12 protein-coding genes and 5 tRNA genes are annotated in these 16,878 nt (G+C 59.6%); all 17 read right to left on the bottom strand.

All coding sequences use genetic code 11. The annotated features are described in order from the left end of the window. Nucleotides 1-158 precede the first annotated feature (158 nt). The 17 genes from rpsG to HZB60_08455 all read right to left on the bottom strand — a co-directional run bounded on the left by rpsG (nt 159) and on the right by HZB60_08455 (nt 16,244). Complete coding sequence (gene rpsG, locus HZB60_08535) at nt 159-629, bottom strand: 30S ribosomal protein S7 (GenBank protein ID MBI5059805.1); 471 nt, start codon at nt 627-629, stop codon at nt 159-161. 43 nt (nt 630-672) lie between these two features. Then, on the bottom strand, nt 673-1,080 hold the full coding sequence (locus HZB60_08530) for a 30S ribosomal protein S12 (protein ID MBI5059804.1): 408 nt from the start codon (nt 1,078-1,080) through the stop codon (nt 673-675). 171 nt (nt 1,081-1,251) lie between these two features. Beyond that, the gene (gene rpoC / locus HZB60_08525; protein ID MBI5059803.1) at nt 1,252-5,565 is read right to left on the bottom strand and encodes a DNA-directed RNA polymerase subunit beta'; all 4,314 of its coding nucleotides are present in this window, start codon (nt 5,563-5,565) and stop codon (nt 1,252-1,254) included. 89 nt (nt 5,566-5,654) lie between these two features. After that, complete coding sequence (gene rpoB, locus HZB60_08520; GenBank protein MBI5059802.1) at nt 5,655-9,449, bottom strand: DNA-directed RNA polymerase subunit beta; 3,795 nt, start codon at nt 9,447-9,449, stop codon at nt 5,655-5,657. A gap of 198 nt (nt 9,450-9,647) precedes the next feature. Next, nucleotides 9,648-10,025: a 50S ribosomal protein L7/L12 gene (rplL, locus tag HZB60_08515; GenBank protein MBI5059801.1), complete on the bottom strand. Its 378-nt coding sequence runs from the start codon at nt 10,023-10,025 to the stop codon at nt 9,648-9,650. A gap of 51 nt (nt 10,026-10,076) precedes the next feature. Continuing rightward, nucleotides 10,077-10,619: a 50S ribosomal protein L10 gene (locus HZB60_08510; protein MBI5059800.1), complete on the bottom strand. Its 543-nt coding sequence runs from the start codon at nt 10,617-10,619 to the stop codon at nt 10,077-10,079. A 70-nt stretch (nt 10,620-10,689) separates the two neighbouring features. Further along, nucleotides 10,690-11,388: a 50S ribosomal protein L1 gene (locus HZB60_08505; protein ID MBI5059799.1), complete on the bottom strand. Its 699-nt coding sequence runs from the start codon at nt 11,386-11,388 to the stop codon at nt 10,690-10,692. 183 nt (nt 11,389-11,571) lie between these two features. Then, on the bottom strand, nt 11,572-11,997 hold the full coding sequence (rplK, locus tag HZB60_08500) for a 50S ribosomal protein L11 (GenBank protein MBI5059798.1): 426 nt from the start codon (nt 11,995-11,997) through the stop codon (nt 11,572-11,574). A gap of 124 nt (nt 11,998-12,121) precedes the next feature. Continuing rightward, a complete protein-coding gene (gene nusG / locus HZB60_08495) occupies nt 12,122-12,691 on the bottom strand; it encodes a transcription termination/antitermination factor NusG (protein ID MBI5059797.1) in 570 nt (189 codons plus the stop codon). Nucleotides 12,692-12,700: 9 nt separating this feature from the next. Continuing rightward, nucleotides 12,701-13,594, bottom strand: a complete 894-nt coding sequence (locus tag HZB60_08490) for a class I SAM-dependent methyltransferase (protein MBI5059796.1) — start codon at nt 13,592-13,594, stop codon at nt 12,701-12,703. A gap of 45 nt (nt 13,595-13,639) precedes the next feature. Next, nucleotides 13,640-13,822 carry a preprotein translocase subunit SecE gene (secE, locus tag HZB60_08485; GenBank protein MBI5059795.1) on the bottom strand — a complete coding sequence of 61 codons (183 nt, stop codon included), beginning with the start codon at nt 13,820-13,822 and terminating at the stop codon, nt 13,640-13,642. Nucleotides 13,823-13,935: 113 nt separating this feature from the next. Continuing rightward, nucleotides 13,936-14,010: transfer RNA gene (locus tag HZB60_08480), tRNA-Trp, on the bottom strand. Nucleotides 14,011-14,184: 174 nt separating this feature from the next. Further along, nucleotides 14,185-15,375, bottom strand: coding sequence for an elongation factor Tu (tuf, locus tag HZB60_08475; GenBank protein MBI5059794.1), 1,191 nt, complete (start codon nt 15,373-15,375; stop codon nt 14,185-14,187). A gap of 179 nt (nt 15,376-15,554) precedes the next feature. Then, a tRNA-Thr gene (locus tag HZB60_08470) sits at nt 15,555-15,630 on the bottom strand. Nucleotides 15,631-15,770: 140 nt separating this feature from the next. Further along, nucleotides 15,771-15,843: transfer RNA gene (locus HZB60_08465), tRNA-Gly, on the bottom strand. A gap of 138 nt (nt 15,844-15,981) precedes the next feature. Continuing rightward, nucleotides 15,982-16,064 (bottom strand) — tRNA-Tyr (locus tag HZB60_08460). A gap of 107 nt (nt 16,065-16,171) precedes the next feature. Further along, nucleotides 16,172-16,244: transfer RNA gene (locus tag HZB60_08455), tRNA-Thr, on the bottom strand. Nucleotides 16,245-16,878: the final 634 nt, after the last annotated feature.

Raw genomic sequence — 16,878 nt, 5'->3', positions numbered from 1 at the left:
GAACGGTCACGTGAGCTTCAAACGGGGGTTATCGTCGTCTCATCAATTATCGTCAAGCCGGGCTGAATTTTCACAACCCGGCCCGGGTCTTCATCGGTTCTCCCCCCGCTCTGATGGGGGCACCAAAGGGGGGATCGGGGATTCTGCTATAGGATCGCCTACCAGCGGAAATGCGCAAACGCCTTGTTCGCTTCCGCCATCTTGTGCGTATCGTCACGCTTCTTGATCGCGCCGCCTTCGCCCTTCGCCGCGGCCATGAATTCCATCGCCAGCTTCTGCGCCATGGTCTTGTCTCCGCGTTGACGAGCGTAGATCAAGATCCATCGAATGGCCAGGGCGCGCCGACGCATGGTCTTGACTTCCACCGGCACTTGATAGGTCGAACCGCCGACTCGGCGACTCTTGACCTCGACGACCGGTGATGCGTTCTTCATCGCCGAGTCAAACACTTCGAGCGGATTCTGCTTGGCCTTGGCTTCGATGATTTCGAAAGCGCCGTAAACGATACTCTCGGAAATCGAGCGTTTGCCGCGGCGTAACAGGCCGTTGATGAACGCGGTAACCTCGGTCGAATTGTACTTCGGATCCGGCAGGATTTCGCGCTTGACGATGCGTTTTCTTCTGGACATTTCGGATTAAGCGATCAGATCAAAATCGTCGTGGGACGGCGATTTACTTCTTCTTTGGGGCTCCACCCTTGGCGGCCGGAGCAGCCTTCTTCTTGGTCCCGTACTTGGAGCGGCCCTGCCTGCGGCCATCCACCCCTGCCGTATCGAGGATCCCGCGGATGATGTGGTAGCGAACTCCCGGGAGGTCCTTGACACGCCCTCCCCGGATCATCACAATCGAATGTTCCTGCAAGTTGTGGCCTTCGCCCGGAATGTAGGCCGTGACCACAATGCCATTGGTCAGCTTGACACGGGCAACCTTGCGCAGTGCCGAATTCGGCTTCTTGGGGGTCGTCGTATAGACTCGGGTACAAACCCCGCGGCGCTGCGGGCACCGCACGAGCGCGGGGGCCGCAGTCTTATACTTGGCTGGCTCCCGCCGTGAACGTATTAACTGCTGAACAGTTGGCAAACAGAACTCCCTTTTCGGCTTAGACTTTCAAAAATAACGAATGAGTACCGGATTGTCAAGGCCGTCTCACGAATCTCCCCGATTATTATCACCCATCACACGGCGCAGTCGAGTACCGTAAACCTATGTGTTTACGGTACTCACGTGCGAAATCAGGCGAAAGAGCGGGCTTCAGTCCTGCCTCTTTTCCGGAATCATCTCCTCACTGCCGAGCTCTTCAATTCCCCGTTCGACGGTGTCCGCCGAAATCCCTGGCGCGGAAATCCGGAAGTCCTTCGCAAGTTCTTCCTCTTCCTCCGTGGGACGGCGTGACCGCAGCTTGTGATACTGGGCCAGACCTGTCCCGGCGGGAATCAGGTGACCCATAATCACGTTTTCTTTCAATCCGGACAACAGGTCGGTCTTCTTGGAGATCGCGGCGTCCGTCAGTACACGGGTCGTCTCTTGGAAGCTCGCCGCCGAAATAAAGCTCTCGGTGGACAAGCTGGCCTGAGTGATTCCCAGCAGCACCGATGTCGAGGTAGCGGGTTTGGCCGGTCGCCCCTTGGCCTCCATGCCTCCCGCGGTGCGCAGCTTGCGGTTTTCGCGGTTGAAGTCCGTCTTCTCGACGAGATTCCCCATCCGCCACGGGGCATCGCCCAGCTCCTCCACCACAATCTTGTTCAACATCTTCTCGTTGGCTCGGATAAACTTGAGGCCATCGACATGGTCGCCTTCAAGATAATCCGTATCGCCCGGATCCTCGATGCGAACCTTTTGCAGCATCTGGCGAACGATCACCTCGATGTGTTTGTCGTTGATCCGCACGCCCTGCGAGCGATAGACCTCCTGGATTTCCTTGACCAGGTACTCCTGCACCTTCCAGGCACCCTGAATCGCCAGGATATCCTGCGGCACCACCGAACCTTCCGTGATCTTCTCACCGGCGGACACGCGGTCGTGGTCATGCACCAGAATATGCTTGCCGTAAGGCACCGCGTACTTGCGCTCGGTCTGACCATCCAGCGATGTGACCGTTACCATGCGCACGCCGCGCTTGAGGCCGCCGAACCGCACGATCCCGTCGATTTCGGCGACCGTCGCCGGATCCTTGGGCCGCCGCGCTTCGAAAAGTTCCGTCACTCGCGGCAGACCGCCGGTAATGTCGCGGATGCTCTGCGACTTGCGCGGCATCTTCGCCAACGGCTCACCGGTCTTGATCGGGTCACCGTCACTGACCAACAAATGCGAACTGATCGGCAGGATATGATTGGCCAGGCGTTCGCCATTCGGACCGACAATGACCACATGCGGATTGAGCTTGCGATCCTTGGACTCGATGATCACCTTGTGCTTCATTCCGGTCTGCTCGTCCACCATCTGGTGGAACGTCACATCCTCCCGGATGTCCACATAGTGTACCGTGCCGCCCGTCGATGCCAGAATGGAGTCCGAATACGGATCCCATTCGAACAGCAACTCGTTGTCAACGACCGTCTGCGCTTCCTTGACGAATACCTGCGCTCCATAGGGCAGTTTGTAACGGGCCACCTGGCGATTGTTCTCGTCAAGGATCTTCAACAGACCCGAACGGCGGATCGAGATCTTCGCTCCGTCTTCGCGTTCGATGAAGTCCACGTTTTCGAACGTTACCCGGCCGCCGCGCTTGGCCTCGCGCCGCGATTCAGACACATCGCGCGACGCGGCGCCGCCGATATGGAACGTGCGCAGGGTCAGCTGGGTACCGGGCTCGCCCACGGACTGCGCGGCCATGACGCCAACCGCCTCGCCCATGTCCACCATGTTTCCGGTGGCGAGGTTCGTGCCGTAACACATGGCGCAGACACCGCGCACGGATTCACAGGTCAACACCGAACGAATCTTCAGCCGCGTCACTCCGGCCTTGGCAATGATCGCCGCCTCGCGCTCCTTGACGACCGTGTTCGCGTCGAGGATCTTCTCCCCGGTGACCGGATCGAAGATCGGCTCGGACAGCACCCGGCCCATCACACGTTCGTGCAACTGCTCGGTAACTTCTTCGCCTTCCTGCGCTTCTTCAAGGAAGATCCCGCGCAAGGTACCGCAGTCCACGTCTCGGACAATCACGTCTTGCGCCACGTCCACCAGACGTCGCGTCAGGTAGCCCGCATCCGCCGTCTTGAGTGCCGTATCCGCAAGACCTTTGCGCGCGCCGTGCGTCGAGATGAAGTACTCGAGCACGCTCAGTCCTTCTTTGAAGTTCGCGGTAATCGGGCTTTCGATAATCTCGCCCTTTTGTCCCGTCAACGACTTCTGCGGCTTCGCCATCAGCCCGCGCATGCCCGCCAGCTGCCGAATCTGCTCTTTCGAACCGCGGGCGCCCGAGTCGGCCATCATGAAAATCGGGTTGAAGCCCGCTTCCGCGTCCCGCAGCTTCGAGAACATGACCTCGGCCACGTCCGTCGAGGTATGCGTCCAGATATCGATGATCTTGTTGTACCGCTCACCGTCGGTGATGATTCCGTCCTCATACTGATTCTGGACCTCCTCCACCTTCTTGTAGGCGGCCTCGATCAGCTTGTCCTTCGCCGACGGAATCTCGACGTCGGACAGTCCGACGGAAATCCCCGCCATCATCGCCTGCGTGAATCCCAGCTCCTTCAGCCGGTCCAGGAACACTGCCGTCGGTCCGATTCCGGTGTTCAGGATACACTGGTAGATGATTTCTTCGATACGCTTCTTCGCCAGCATCTCGTTGAAATACCGCGACGACTGCACCTGCGGCGGCAGAATGCGATTGAAGATCACGCGGCCCACCGTGGTCTCGACCAGCATGCCGCGGATGCGCACGCGAATTTGCGTATGCAGGCCGATCTTGCCGTCGTTGCGCGCCACGATCAACTCTTCCGGAGACGAGAACGTCTTCCATTCCAGCGGTTCGCCGACCTTGCGCTTGGTCAGATAATACAGACCGAGCACCATGTCCTGCGACGGCACGGTAATCGGGCGTCCATGCGCCGGATGCAGCACGTTGTGATTCGCCATCATCAGCAGCCGCGCTTCCACCTGCGCCTCGTACGAGAGCGGTACGTGCACGGCCATCTGGTCACCGTCGAAGTCGGCGTTGAACGCGGAGCATACCAACGGGTGCAGCCGGATCGCCTTGCCTTCGATGAGCAACGGCTGAAACGCCTGAATTCCCAGTCTGTGCAGCGTCGGCGCGCGATTCAACAGCACCGGATGGTCCTGAATGATCTCTTCGAGAATCGCCCACACTTCATCGGTCTTGCGTTCGACCAACCGCTTGGCCGACTTGACCGTCTTTGTGTGTTCGTACTCAATCAGCTTACGGATGATGAACGGCTTGAACAGCTCGACGGCCATATCTTTCGGCAGACCGCACTGATACAGTCGGAGTTCTGGCCCGACCACGATCACCGAGCGGCCGGAATAGTCCACGCGCTTGCCCAGCAGGTTCTGGCGGAACCGGCCCTGCTTTCCCTTCAGGTTGTCCGAGAGACTCTTCAGCGGACGATTGCCGTCGGACCGCACGGCCACGGACTTGCGGCCGTTATCGAACAGCGAATCCACCGCTTCCTGCAGCATCCGCTTCTCATTGCGCAGAATGACCTCGGGCGCGCGAATCTCAATCAGCCGCTTCAGGCGATTATTGCGAATAATCACCCGGCGATAGAGGTCGTTCAGATCCGACGTCGCAAATCGGCCGCCTTCCAGCGGCACCAGCGGCCGCAGGTCCGGCGGGACCACCGGGACCACCGACATGACCATCCATTCCGGACGATTGAAGTTGCTGGCATCCTGATCTTTGAACGCTTCGATCACGCGCAGCTTCTTGATCGCGTCGTGCTTGCGTTGCGCGCTCGTCTCGGTCTTGATCTGCGCCCGCAACTCGCCGGCGATCGTGTCGATTTCCTCCGTCGCCAGCAGGTCGCGCACCGCTTCGCCGCCCATCTTGGCCACAAAGCGCTCTTCCGCGGGCACGTCTTCCTGCGGCCCGAGTTCGGCGATCACGTCCAGGTATTCAGCCTCGCTCAGTAGATCCTTGCGCCTCAGCGCGCTCCGCCCCGGCTGAATCACCGCGAACGATTCGTAGTAGATGATCCGTTCCAGATCGCGTGTGCTGATGTTCAGCACGTAGCTGATCTTGGACGGCAGGCTGCGGAAATACCAGATGTGCACCACGGGCACCGCGAGACTGATATGTCCCATGCGCTTGCGGCGGACATCCTTTTTTGTCACTTCCACGCCGCAGCGATCGCACACAATGCCCTTGTAGCGGATGCCGCGGTATTTCCCGCAGTGGCACTCCCAATCCTTCACCGGTCCGAAAATCTTTTCGCAGAACAGGCCGTCTTTTTCCGGCTTGTAGCTGCGGTAGTTGATCGTTTCCGGCTTCGTCACCTCGCCGTGCGACCACGACAAAATCGTGTCCGGCGAGGCAAGACTGATGGAGATCTTTGAAAAGTTTCCCTGTTCGACTTCGTCTGTCGCGTAAAGCGGCAACATCTATGTCTCCCTCGAGATGAGTGTCGGTCGATGACGTACCCGCCGGGAAGAGCCCGGCCAGGCGGGGGAGGACGCGCAATGCGCGCCGACTACTCCATCAATTTCACGTCAAGTCCCAGTCCACGCAATTCGTTGATGAACACGTGAAACGATTCGGGGATTCCCGGCGTCGGCAGGTTTTCGCCTTTGACGATCGCTTCGTACGTGCGCGCGCGGCCGTTAACGTCGTCGGACTTCACGGTCAGGATCTCCTGCAAAATGCTGGCGGCGCCGTAGGCTTCCAGCGCCCAGACTTCCATTTCGCCGAACCGCTGTCCGCCGAACTGCGCCTTGCCGCCCAGCGGCTGTTGCGTGATCAAGCTGTACGGTCCAATCGACCGCGCATGGATCTTGTCGTCAACCAAGTGCGAAAGCTTCATCATGTAGATGCAGCCCACCGTCGTTTCCTGCTCGAACCGCACACCCGTGCGCCCGTCAAACAGGTAGCATTTGCCGTTCTTGGGCAGTTCCGCCCGCGCCAGCCAGTCTTCGATGTCGCCCATCTTCGCGCCGTCGAACACCGGCGTCGCGAAATACACTCCGAGCCGGTGCGCCGCCCACCCCAGCGTGGTTTCGAAGATCTGACCGATGTTCATTCGCGACGGCACCGACAGCGGATTCAGAATGATATCCACGGGCGTCCCGTCGGACATGAACGGCATGTCTTCCACGGGCACGATCTTGCCGACCACGCCCTTGTTGCCGTGCCGTCCGGCCATCTTGTCGCCGACCGAAATCTTGCGCTTCTGCGCGACGTACACGCGCACGAGCTGCACGATTCCCGGCGGCAGTTCGTCGCCGACCTGGATCCGGTACTTCTCGTTCTTGAGTTCAGTCTGCAGGATGAACAACCGGTCGCGATACTTGTCGAAGCACTGTTCGATCTGTTCGTTAACCGCTTCGTTCTCCGTCCAGGCGTAGTCCGCGCTAAGCGTCTCGAAATCCAGAGCTTTGATCGCTGCTTCCGTGAAGAAATTGTTCTCGTGGAACAGAATCACGGTTTCGGTGCGCTCGCGCACTTCTTTGGACTTGTGTCCGCGCAGCAGGCCGTACAACTCTTCGGCGGTCTGTCGTTTCAGCGCGTTCAAGCTCTGATTGAACTGCGAATCCAGCTCTTCGAGCGCCTTCTTGTCTTCGCGCCGCGTCTTCGCGTCCTTCTTCTTGCGACTGAACAGCTTCGTGTTGATGACAATGCCGTACATGCCGGTATGCGCCTTCAGGCTCGCATCTTTCACGTCCCCCGCCTTGTCGCCGAAGATCGCCTTCAGGAGTTTGTCTTCCGGCGTCAAATCGGTCTCGCCCTTCGGCGTCACCTTGCCGACCAGAATATCGCCCGGCCGCACCGTGGCACCGATCCGCACAATGCCCATCTCGTCGAGATCCTTCACGGCTTCTTCCGATACGTTCGGGATTTCGCGTGTCAGCTCTTCCTCGCCGCGCTTCGTCTCGCGCACCTGCAATTCAAGTTCTTCGATGTTGATCGACGTGAACACGTCGTCGTAAACGATGCGTTCGGATAGAATGATCGAATCTTCGAAGTTATATCCGTTCCACGGCATGAAGGCCACCAGCGCGTTTCTGCCCAGCGCCAGTTCGCCCTTTTCCGTCGCGCAGCCGTCGGCCAGCACCTGCCCCTTCTTGACCTGCTCGCCTTCGCTCACGGCCGGGCGCTGGTTAATGCAGGTGTCCTGATTCGTGCGCACGAATTTCTTGAGCTTGAAAGTGACGTTATCGGCCTGCGGATTCATCGTCGCCGGCACTTCGCCCATACTGTCCTCCGCGACTTTCGGTCGGCCGCGGAAGATAATGCGATTGGCATCGACGTACTCGATCACGCCGTCATCCGGCGCGAGGATCAAGGTCCGCGAATCCTCCGCCGCCTTCCGCTCCATGCCCGTGCCCACGTAGGGCGCCTGCGGAATCAACAGCGGTACCGCCTGACGTTGCATGTTCGAGCCCATCAGGGCGCGGTTCGCGTCGTCGTGTTCCAGGAACGGAATCAGCGCCGCGGCGATGGAGACGATCTGCGATGGCGCCACGTCCATATACTCGACGCCGGTCGGATTCAGGACCGGAAAGTCAGACCGCTGCCGGCACTTAATCCGGTCCGTCTGGAACTCGCCCCGCGGGTTGATCGGCGTATTCGCCTGCGCAATCGCCACGCGGTCTTCCTGGTCCGCCGAGAGGTAGTCGATCTGCTTCGTGACCTTGCCGTGCTTCACCAGTCGGAACGGCGTCTCGACAAAGCCCATGTCGTTGATCTTCGCGTAGGTGCACAGCGAGGAAATCAGGCCGATGTTCGGACCTTCCGGCGTCTCGATCGGACACAACCGGCCGTAGTGCGTATAATGCACGTCTCGGACTTCGAAACCCGCGCGTTCCCGCGTCAGACCGCCCGGTCCCAGCGCCGAGAGCCGGCGCTTGTGGGTCAGCTCGGTCAGCGGATTGACCTGATCCAGGAACTGCGACAACTGATTCGTACCGAAGAAGGTGTTGATCACGGACGAAATCGTGCGCACATTGATCAAATCCTGCGGCGTCAGCGAATCGCTGTCCCGCAGATTCATGCGCTCCTTGATCGTCCGCGCCATGCGCGACAGCGCCACGCTGAACTGGTTCGCAAGCTGCTCGCCGACGGTTCGCACGCGGCGGTTGCCCAAGTGGTCAATGTCGTCCGGCTGCTGGCGGCCGATCCGCAGCTTGAGCACATGCTTGAGGATCGCGATCATATCCTCTTCGGTCAGCACGGTCGTTTCCGGGGGAACTTCGAGCTGCAGCTTCGTATTGATCCGATAGCGGCCCACGGCCCCGAGATCATAGCGCTTCTCGTCGAAGAACAACCGGTGCAGAAACTTCTTTGCGGTATCGATGTCCGGTGGTTCGCCGCTGCGCAATTCGCGATAAATCACTTCCAGCGCGCGATCGGGCGAGGTGGACTTGTCCTTGTTCAGCGTGTTCATCAGAATATCAAACACGACGTCCCGTTTCCGCGACTTGAGCAATTCGACGGCCTTCACCTTCGCCGCGGTGAGCGCTTTCAGCGCCTCTTCGCTGAACTCCTTATTCGCCTCGACAATCACTTCGCCCGTGGCTTCGTTCAGCACGTCCGCGGCGAAATGCCGGCCGTATTCCTTGCTCAGGTCCTTACGCGACAGGTGAACTTCCTCGACATAGTCGAACAACTTCAAGATGTCGCGATTGGTCTCGTGACCCAGCGCGCGCAGCAGCGTCGTGGCCGGAAACTTCTTCCGCCGGTCGATGTACACGTACAGCACATCATTGATATCCGTCGTGAACTCGATCCACGAACCGCGGAACGGGATGATCCGCGCCGTAAAGATCTTTTTTCCGTTCGGGTGAATATCGTCGGAAAACGACACGCCGGGGCTGCGATGCAGCTGCGAGACGATCACGCGCTCCGCGCCGTTGATAATGAACGTGCCCGAGGTCGTCATCAGCGGCAGGTTGCCCAGATAGACGTCGCTCTCGATCGTATTGTCGAAGCTGCCGACCTCGGCCCCTTCTTCGCGCGACGATAGCCGCAGCTTCGCCTTCAGCGACGCCTGGAAGGTGACGCCGCGTTCGCGGCATTCGTCTTCCTCGTACTTCGGCGGTTCGATATAGTAATCGACGAACTCGAGAATATGCGTTTCCCGGTTGTCGATGATCGGGAAGATGTTCTGAAACACCGCCTGCAAGCCGGAAGTTTTCCGTTTGCCCAGCGGGACGTCCTGCAAAAAATCCTGGAAGCTGCGGAGCTGCACATCCAGCATGTCGGGCAGCTCGAGCACCTCGGGGATCTTCGAAAAGTTAATTCGCTGGATCGTCTTCTTATTATCGCGCACCGGTCATTCTCCCGTGTTGATCGGAAGGAACAGCAGACTGAAACTGGCTCGTGAGAGGGATTTGCGGAGGGACGTCAGGCGGAAATCGCGGTCCCGGAAAACGCAAGATTGCCAAGCCGATTCCGCGGGGCTCGCGGTCCGGCTCGGCAACCCAGTAGATTCACGCCATGAGGAGTCGGAACTTGGTCACCGATCTGGTTACTTGATCTCGACCGTGGCTCCCTGCTCTTCCAGCTTGGCCTTGACTTTTTCGGCCTCGTCCTTGGACACGCCTTCCTTCACCGCTTTCGGCGCGCCGTCCACGAGGTCCTTGGCTTCCTTGAGTCCGAGACTCGTCAGCTCGCGGACGACCTTGATCACCTGAATCTTCTTCTCGCCGGCGGCGGCCAGGATGACGTCGAACTCGGTCTTCTCTTCCACCGGCGCGGCGGCGGCACCCGCGCCACCCATCGCCGGCATCATGCCCATCATCATCGGCGCGGCGGCGGTCACTCCAAACTTCTCCTCGAGAGCTTTCTTCAGCTCAACGAGTTCCATCACGGTCATCTTTTCGATGGCCTCAAGAATCTGATTCACGAGACTGTCTCCGATTATAGTGTTCGTTGAAAATTGTCAGTCGGAATTCGCCTACGCCGCGGACTTCTGCTCGGCGATCTGGTCGATCACCGATACGAAATCGCGCAGTATGGCGGTCAGCACGTTGTGGAAGGCCTGCACCGGTCCGAAGATCGCGCCGATTGTCATCGCAATCGCCTGGTCGCGGCTCGGCAGATCCTTGATCGCGGCGATGTCCTTCGCGCTGATCGGTTTCCCTTCGAAAATGCCGCCCTTCAGGACCAGCTTCTCGTTCTTCTGCGAGAAATCATACAGCACCTTGGCGGGCACAGCCGGATCGGCATATCCGAAACAGATGGCCGTCGGTCCGATGAGATGCGGAATTGCGGAGTCGAACCCCTTCTCCTTCAGCACGCGCCGGGAGAACGTGTTCTTCACGACCAGATACTCAATCTTGTTCTGGTAGCATTGACGACGCAGCTCGGTAATCTCCTCGACCGTGAGCCCTTTGTACTCCGTGAAATAGAGTCCGCGGGCACGATCGACCTTATCCGCGAGCCGGGCCGCGGTATCGACCTTTTTTTGCTTGGGCGGTCTCTTGACGGTGGTTTCCATGCGGTCTTACGGTTGATGGTATATGAAAAAGCGGCCCAAGCCGGAGAGGCGCCGGCGGCCGCGGCTATACTTATTTCGTCGAGGCTTCCACCACGGTGCGCTGCAGCCTGATGCCGGGCCCCATCGTCGAACTCAGGAAGACGCTTTTGACGTATTGTCCCTTGGCCGACGACGGTCTGAGGCGCATCACATTGCGGAAGAACTCCACCAGATTGTCCTGAATCTGCTGCGCGCTGAACTTGATCTTCCCGACGCCGAGATGCAGAATGCCGAACTTGTCCACGCGGAATTCGACCTTGCCGGCCTTGATTTCGCGAATCGCTTGTCCGAGATTCGGAGTCACCGTGCCAGCCTTCGGATTGGGCATCAGGCCGCGCGGGCCGAGAATCTTCCCCAGCTTGCCGATCTCGACCATGGCCTCCGGGGTGGCCACGATCACGTCGGTATCCGTCCACCCGCCGCGAATCTTCTCGATCACGTCCTCAAAGCCGACCACGTCCGCGCCGGCTTCCCGCGCTTCGGCGTCCTTGGTCTTGGTGATCGCGCAGACTCGCACGCTCTTGCCCGTGCCATGCGGCAGCGCCACCGTACCGCGCACAACCTGATCGGCCTTTTTCGGATCGACATTCAAGCGAATCGAAATCTCAACGGTCTCGTCGAATTTCGCGGGCGCCGTCGTTTTCAAGAGCGCCACTCCCTCGTCGAGCGTGTACTCTTTGCGCCGGTCAACAAGCTTTTTGTTGTTGCCGACGCGCTTGGAATCTGGCATTTGGTTTCCTTTTCCGGTCCAACGAGTGATCTCCACTCTCCCGGTCTGTTATCTACTCTCCCGCCCCATCCCTTGGGGGGACAAAGGGCGGCTTCACCCGCTGCGGCAGGTGTCTCCATCTTCTCGCCGCGGCAGGTGTCTTCATCGTCTCGCCGCGGCAGGTGTCTTCACCTGCCCGGAATCCTACTTCTGTACGTTGATCCCCATGCTGCGCGCGGTCCCCTCGACCATGCGCACGGCCATGTCAACGTCATTGGCGTTCAGGTCCTTCATCTTCAGTTCGGCGATTTGACGGACTTGCGCGAAGGAGACCGTTCCGACCTTCGTGCGATTCGGCACGCCCGAGCCTTTTTCCAACCCGGCGGCCTTCTTGAGCAAAATGGCGGCCGGCGGAGTCTTCGTGATAAAGCTGAAGCTCTTGTCCGAATAGACAGTGATGACGACCGGAATGATCATCCCGCGATCTTTCTCGGTGCGTGCATTGAACTGCTTGCAGAACTCCATGATGTTGACCTGCTTCTGGCCCAGTGCGGGACCGACCGGCGGTGCCGGGGTGGCCGCACCCGCATTCAGCTGCAGTCGAATGAAACCGGTAATCTTCTTTGCCATATTTCTGAGCTTCGCTTATCTCTCCGCCTTCGCGGGGGACCAGGGACATAAAATCAAACTACAAGCAACCCGCCACACATCCGATTCCGACGCCGTCATCGCCAGGACGGTCAGCCGCGCCGCCTTAGCTCGTCGCCAGCTCGGTCGAGACCTGCAAGAAGTCAAGTTCAATCGGTGTCGAGCGACCGAAGATCGACACCATCACCTTGACCTTGCGCTTTTCCAGATTGATATCGCGCACCACACCGGTGAAATCTTTGAACGGTCCGTCGATCACTTTGATGGCATCGCCGACCCGGAATGGGACTTCGACAACCTGCCCGCCTTCGGCGCGATCGACATGGCCGAGGATGCGGTCAATTTCATAGCGGCGCAGCGGCTGCGGTTTGTTCTTCGGTCCCACGAAATTGATCACCTGCGGTGTGTTCAACAGCAAGTGTTCCGTGTTCTTGTTCAGCAGCATCTCGATGTACATGTAGCCGGGGTAGATGACGCGCGTCTTGACCTTTTTCTTGCCATCGCGCATCTCCACCACCTCTTCCTTCGGGATCAACACGGTGGTCAACTGCTCTTCGAGGTGCAACCGCTTGACCTCCTCGTCAAGGAACGCTTTGATCTTTTCTTCCTGGCCGGTGAACACATGAATCACGTACCAGTGCAGAGTGAGGGCGGGATCGGCGGCGGTGGAAACCATGAAGGAATTTTAATCTTTGTAGGCGAAATACAATTCGGAGGACCCTTTGCCGCCCAGCGAGCCGCTCAGGAAACTGATGGTCCCGCGTGCGAGAGCCCGGATGAATCCGACCGGCGTGCGCGAATCGCTCAATAGGCTGTGGTACATCGCATCAAACGCCACCGCGCCCATATGCTCGGCGCGGAATCCGCACCCGTCCAGCGTCGTGAGCATGACGTCCGGCTCAAAGTGGTAGAGGTGCCGCGGCGTGTCCCACGCTACCCACTGGTCTCCATACCAGCCCGCGTCCAGCGATCGCGGATTCGGCACGGCGATCGCGAGCCTGCCGCGCTCCGTCAACAATTCCCGCACCCGTCCGAGCGTCGCCTTCAGGTCGGCGACATGCTCCAGCACGTGCCAGAATACGATCAGGTCAAACGGCCCGCGGTCCGCGGGCACGGCGCGAATGTCGCCGTTCCAGACCGTCAGCCCCTGCTTGCGCGCGAACTCGGCGGCCCCCGCATCCGGCTCGACGCCACAGGCTGTATCCCCCCGGCGCCGGAAAATCGCAAGCAGCTCGCCGGTTGCGCAGCCCACGTCAAGCACGCGCAGTGTTCCGGGCAATCCATCGCGAACTCGCCAGACCTTCTTGCGCACGGTAAAGTACCGGACCGATTTGTAGATCAACTTCCCCGGCGAGAAGCCGCGGCGGTCGCTGACAAACGGATCGTAACCCTGCACCGCATAGAACTGGCCGAGCTCGGCGTCTGTCGGTCGCGGGTTGAGATAGAGCAGGCGGCAGTCAGCGCAGCGCACAATTTGATACCGCGCTCCCGGAACCGTGCGGAACCGATCCCCCACCGTACGTTCCCGTTCAAAGACCGGGCTGTCGCAAGCCGGACATCCGATCGTAACGAGCTTCAAAGCCGCGCTCAATTCACTCTGCCCGGTTGCCCCTGCTGGCCAACCTTACAGCAGCTGTTCCAGTCCGTAGGACAGGATCCGGTCCACAAAGAACACAACCACGCCCAGCACCAGCGACAGCACGAGCACGAGTCGCGCGGACTCCATCATCTCGGCCCGCGACGGCCACGAGACTTTGGTCATCTCCTGGCGCACATCTTTGATGTAGGTAAGCAGCTTCTGAAACATGGCGATTAATGTGAGTTTCGCTCCGCCTCGCTCGAATCGTCACTCCTGGCGAAGCTTTAATCATTCCGCCCCCTTGGGCCTGAAGACTGGCGCCTTGGGTCCAGCGCCGACGCTGGCACGGCAGGAGGGATTCGAACCCCCAACAACTGGTTTTGGAGACCAGGACTCTACCGTTGAGCTACTGCCGTAGAGGCCGGACTCCGCCGAATTCGCGGCGAAAACGGCCTTATCTAAATCGCACCACAGGGCTCAGACTTTCGCCTGAACCCTGCTCAGGAAACCCTTTGCTCCGACTCACACCGCCCGCGGCCCTGCCGCGTGGGGCGCATCAGCTGGGGCGGATCGTGTCGCGAGCCCGTTACCTACTCGATGATCTTCGTGACCGCGCCGGCACCGACGGTTCGGCCGCCTTCACGAATCGCGAAGCGCAGGCCTTCGTCCATCGCGATGTCGGTGATCAGCTCGACCAGCATCACCGTGTTATCGCCCGGCATGATCATTTCCTTGCCCTCGGGCAGGTGAATCGAGCCGGTCACGTCGGTCGTGCGGAAGAAGAACTGCGGGCGGTAATTGTTGAAGAACGGCGTATGCCGGCCGCCCTCTTCCTTCGACAGCACGTACACCTGCGCTTCGAATTTCTTGTGCGGCTTCAGCGTGCCCGGCTTCACGACCACCATCCCGCGCGCCAGCGCGTCTTTTTCCACGCCGCGCAGCAGCAGGCCGACGTTGTCGCCCGCTTCGCCCTGATCGAGCAGCTTGCGGAACATCTCGACGCCGGTCACCACGCTCTTGATATGCGCGCCCATGCCGATAATCTCGACTTCTTCCTGAACCTTGATGACGCCGCGTTCGATCCGGCCTGTCCCCACGGTTCCGCGACCCGAAATCGAGAACACGTCTTCGACCGGCATCAGGAACGGCTTGTCCTTCTCACGCTTCGGCTCGGGAATGAAGTTGTCCACCGCCGCCATCAGCTCGTAGATGCACTTGGTCTTGACGGGGTCTTCCATGTTGGACAGCGCGTCCAGCGCGGATCCCTTGATCACCGGCACGTCGTCGCCCGGATAATTATACTTGGTCAGTAGATCGCGGACCTCGATTTCCACGAGTTCGAGCAAATCCGGATCATCGACCTGATCGCACTTGTTGAGGAAGACCACCAGCGACGGCACGTTCACCTGCCGGGCCAGCAACACGTGTTCGCGGGTCTGCGGCATCGGGCCGTCGGCGGCGGACACGACCAGAATGGCGCCGTCCATCTGCGCGGCGCCGGTCACCATGTTCTTGATGTAGTCCGCGTGGCCCGGGCAATCGACGTGCGCATAGTGCCGCTTCTCGGTCTCGTACTCGGCGTGGTGCGCGTTGATCGTGACGCCGCGCTCGCGCTCTTCGGGGGCGTTGTCGATATCTTCGTACTTCTGCGCCTTCGCCAGTCCCGTCTTCGCCAGCACCTGCGTGATTGCCGCCGTCAGGGTCGTCTTGCCGTGGTCAACGTGACCGATGGTGCCAATGTTCACGTGCGGTTTGGTACGCTCGAATTTGGCCTTCGCCATTGTCGGAAATCCTCCTCAGACAGTTCTTATTTGTAACGTGATTTTAAGACCAAATCCAGCATCGGCGTCGCGACTTGCGCGCGATTTCTTCTTCCCGGCCGCTCTCTCAATTGAAGTCGCTAATCCGGAATCGCACTCGGGATTTCGATTTTCAATTTCTGATTTTCAATTTCCGGCCGTGGAGCTCGTGAGCGGGATTGAACCGCTGACCTCGTCCTTACCAAGGACGCGCTCTACCATCTGAGCTACACGAGCGGGACGTCGAAATTGAAAATTGAAAATCCAAAATTGAAGTTCCGACTCCGGCCATTCACTTTCGCGGCGTCTCCGTGGTAACCGCTACTCGGCCAATCGGGCATTTCAATTTTCAATTGTCGATTTTCAATTTCTCTTCGAGCGGGCGACGAGGTTCGAACTCGCGACCCTCAGCTTGGAAGGCTGATGCTCTACCAACTGAGCTACACCCGCACAGCGAAAATGTAGAAATGCGAAAAGCCGGAACAGCAGGTCGGTCGGCGGGAAGATCGTAGCGGTGAAAGCCACGGACGAAGCCCCGCGCCGCGGGAATCCGTCCTTCATCCCTCATCCTTCATCCCTCTCTCTCGGTGGTGGCTGATGGATTCGAACCACCGTAGGCGTCTGCCAGCAGATTTACAGTCTGCCCCCTTTAGCCACTCGGGCAAGCCACCGAATTTCTGCCGCCCACGCGTCCGTCCCCCGGGCGCCCGGAATCGGAGAGGCATTTCTGCCGTCGCTTGGCCCGACGGTCCCGCACGTCTCGTGCAAGTCGCGGTAGAGCTGGCGACAGGACTTGAACCCGCAACCGGTTGATTACAAATCAACTGCTCTACCAGTTGAGCTACGCCAGCCGGAGAAACAGCCCTCCAAAAAAGGCAGACTGCAAGGTACGAACTTTATTGAGACCTGTCAAGGGTTTAAGTGCCCTTTCAAACCCAGCCATTCACACTTTTGTAGTATAACAATAAAATTCTGTGAATTGATGCCTCTCCCATGGCCTCCCCTCCCCTCGCTAATCCGAGCGTCAGCACTCCCTGCGGCGGCACGTCTCTTGAGACTTGACGTGCCCCGCTCTTCTTCGCCCCGCCGGTATCGGCGAGTCGGCCCTCCCCCCACATCCTGTGGGGGGCCGGGGGGGTGCGCGTCTTCGCGCATCGGGAGCTCCCTGCCGGAATCGGTGAGTCGGCTCTCCCCCCACATCCCGTGGGGGGCCGGGGGGTGCGCGTCTTCGCGCATCGGGAACTCCTCGCCGAGCAGGGACTGTGTCCCTGCCGGAATCTCGCTCCGGTCGTCAACCAGACCAGATTCCGCCACACGGCAGCTGCGTCAATTCCTGCACATCATGGGCCGTATCTCCCGTAGGGGCGGGTCCACGACCCGACCTCTGAACCGCACCGCATGTCGGGAAGCGAGCCGTCAGCAAGTCCTCCCGAGCGGGGCACATGCCGACACATAACGCCGCGTGGAAAAAAGCCCCTCTCAGCG

This window comes from candidate division KSB1 bacterium (genome assembly GCA_016214895.1).
In the GTDB taxonomy this organism is placed as follows: domain Bacteria; phylum Electryoneota; class RPQS01; order RPQS01; family RPQS01; genus JACRMR01.
Note: the sequence above shows the minus strand (reverse complement) of the source record. Positions and strands in the feature narration are given on the sequence as shown.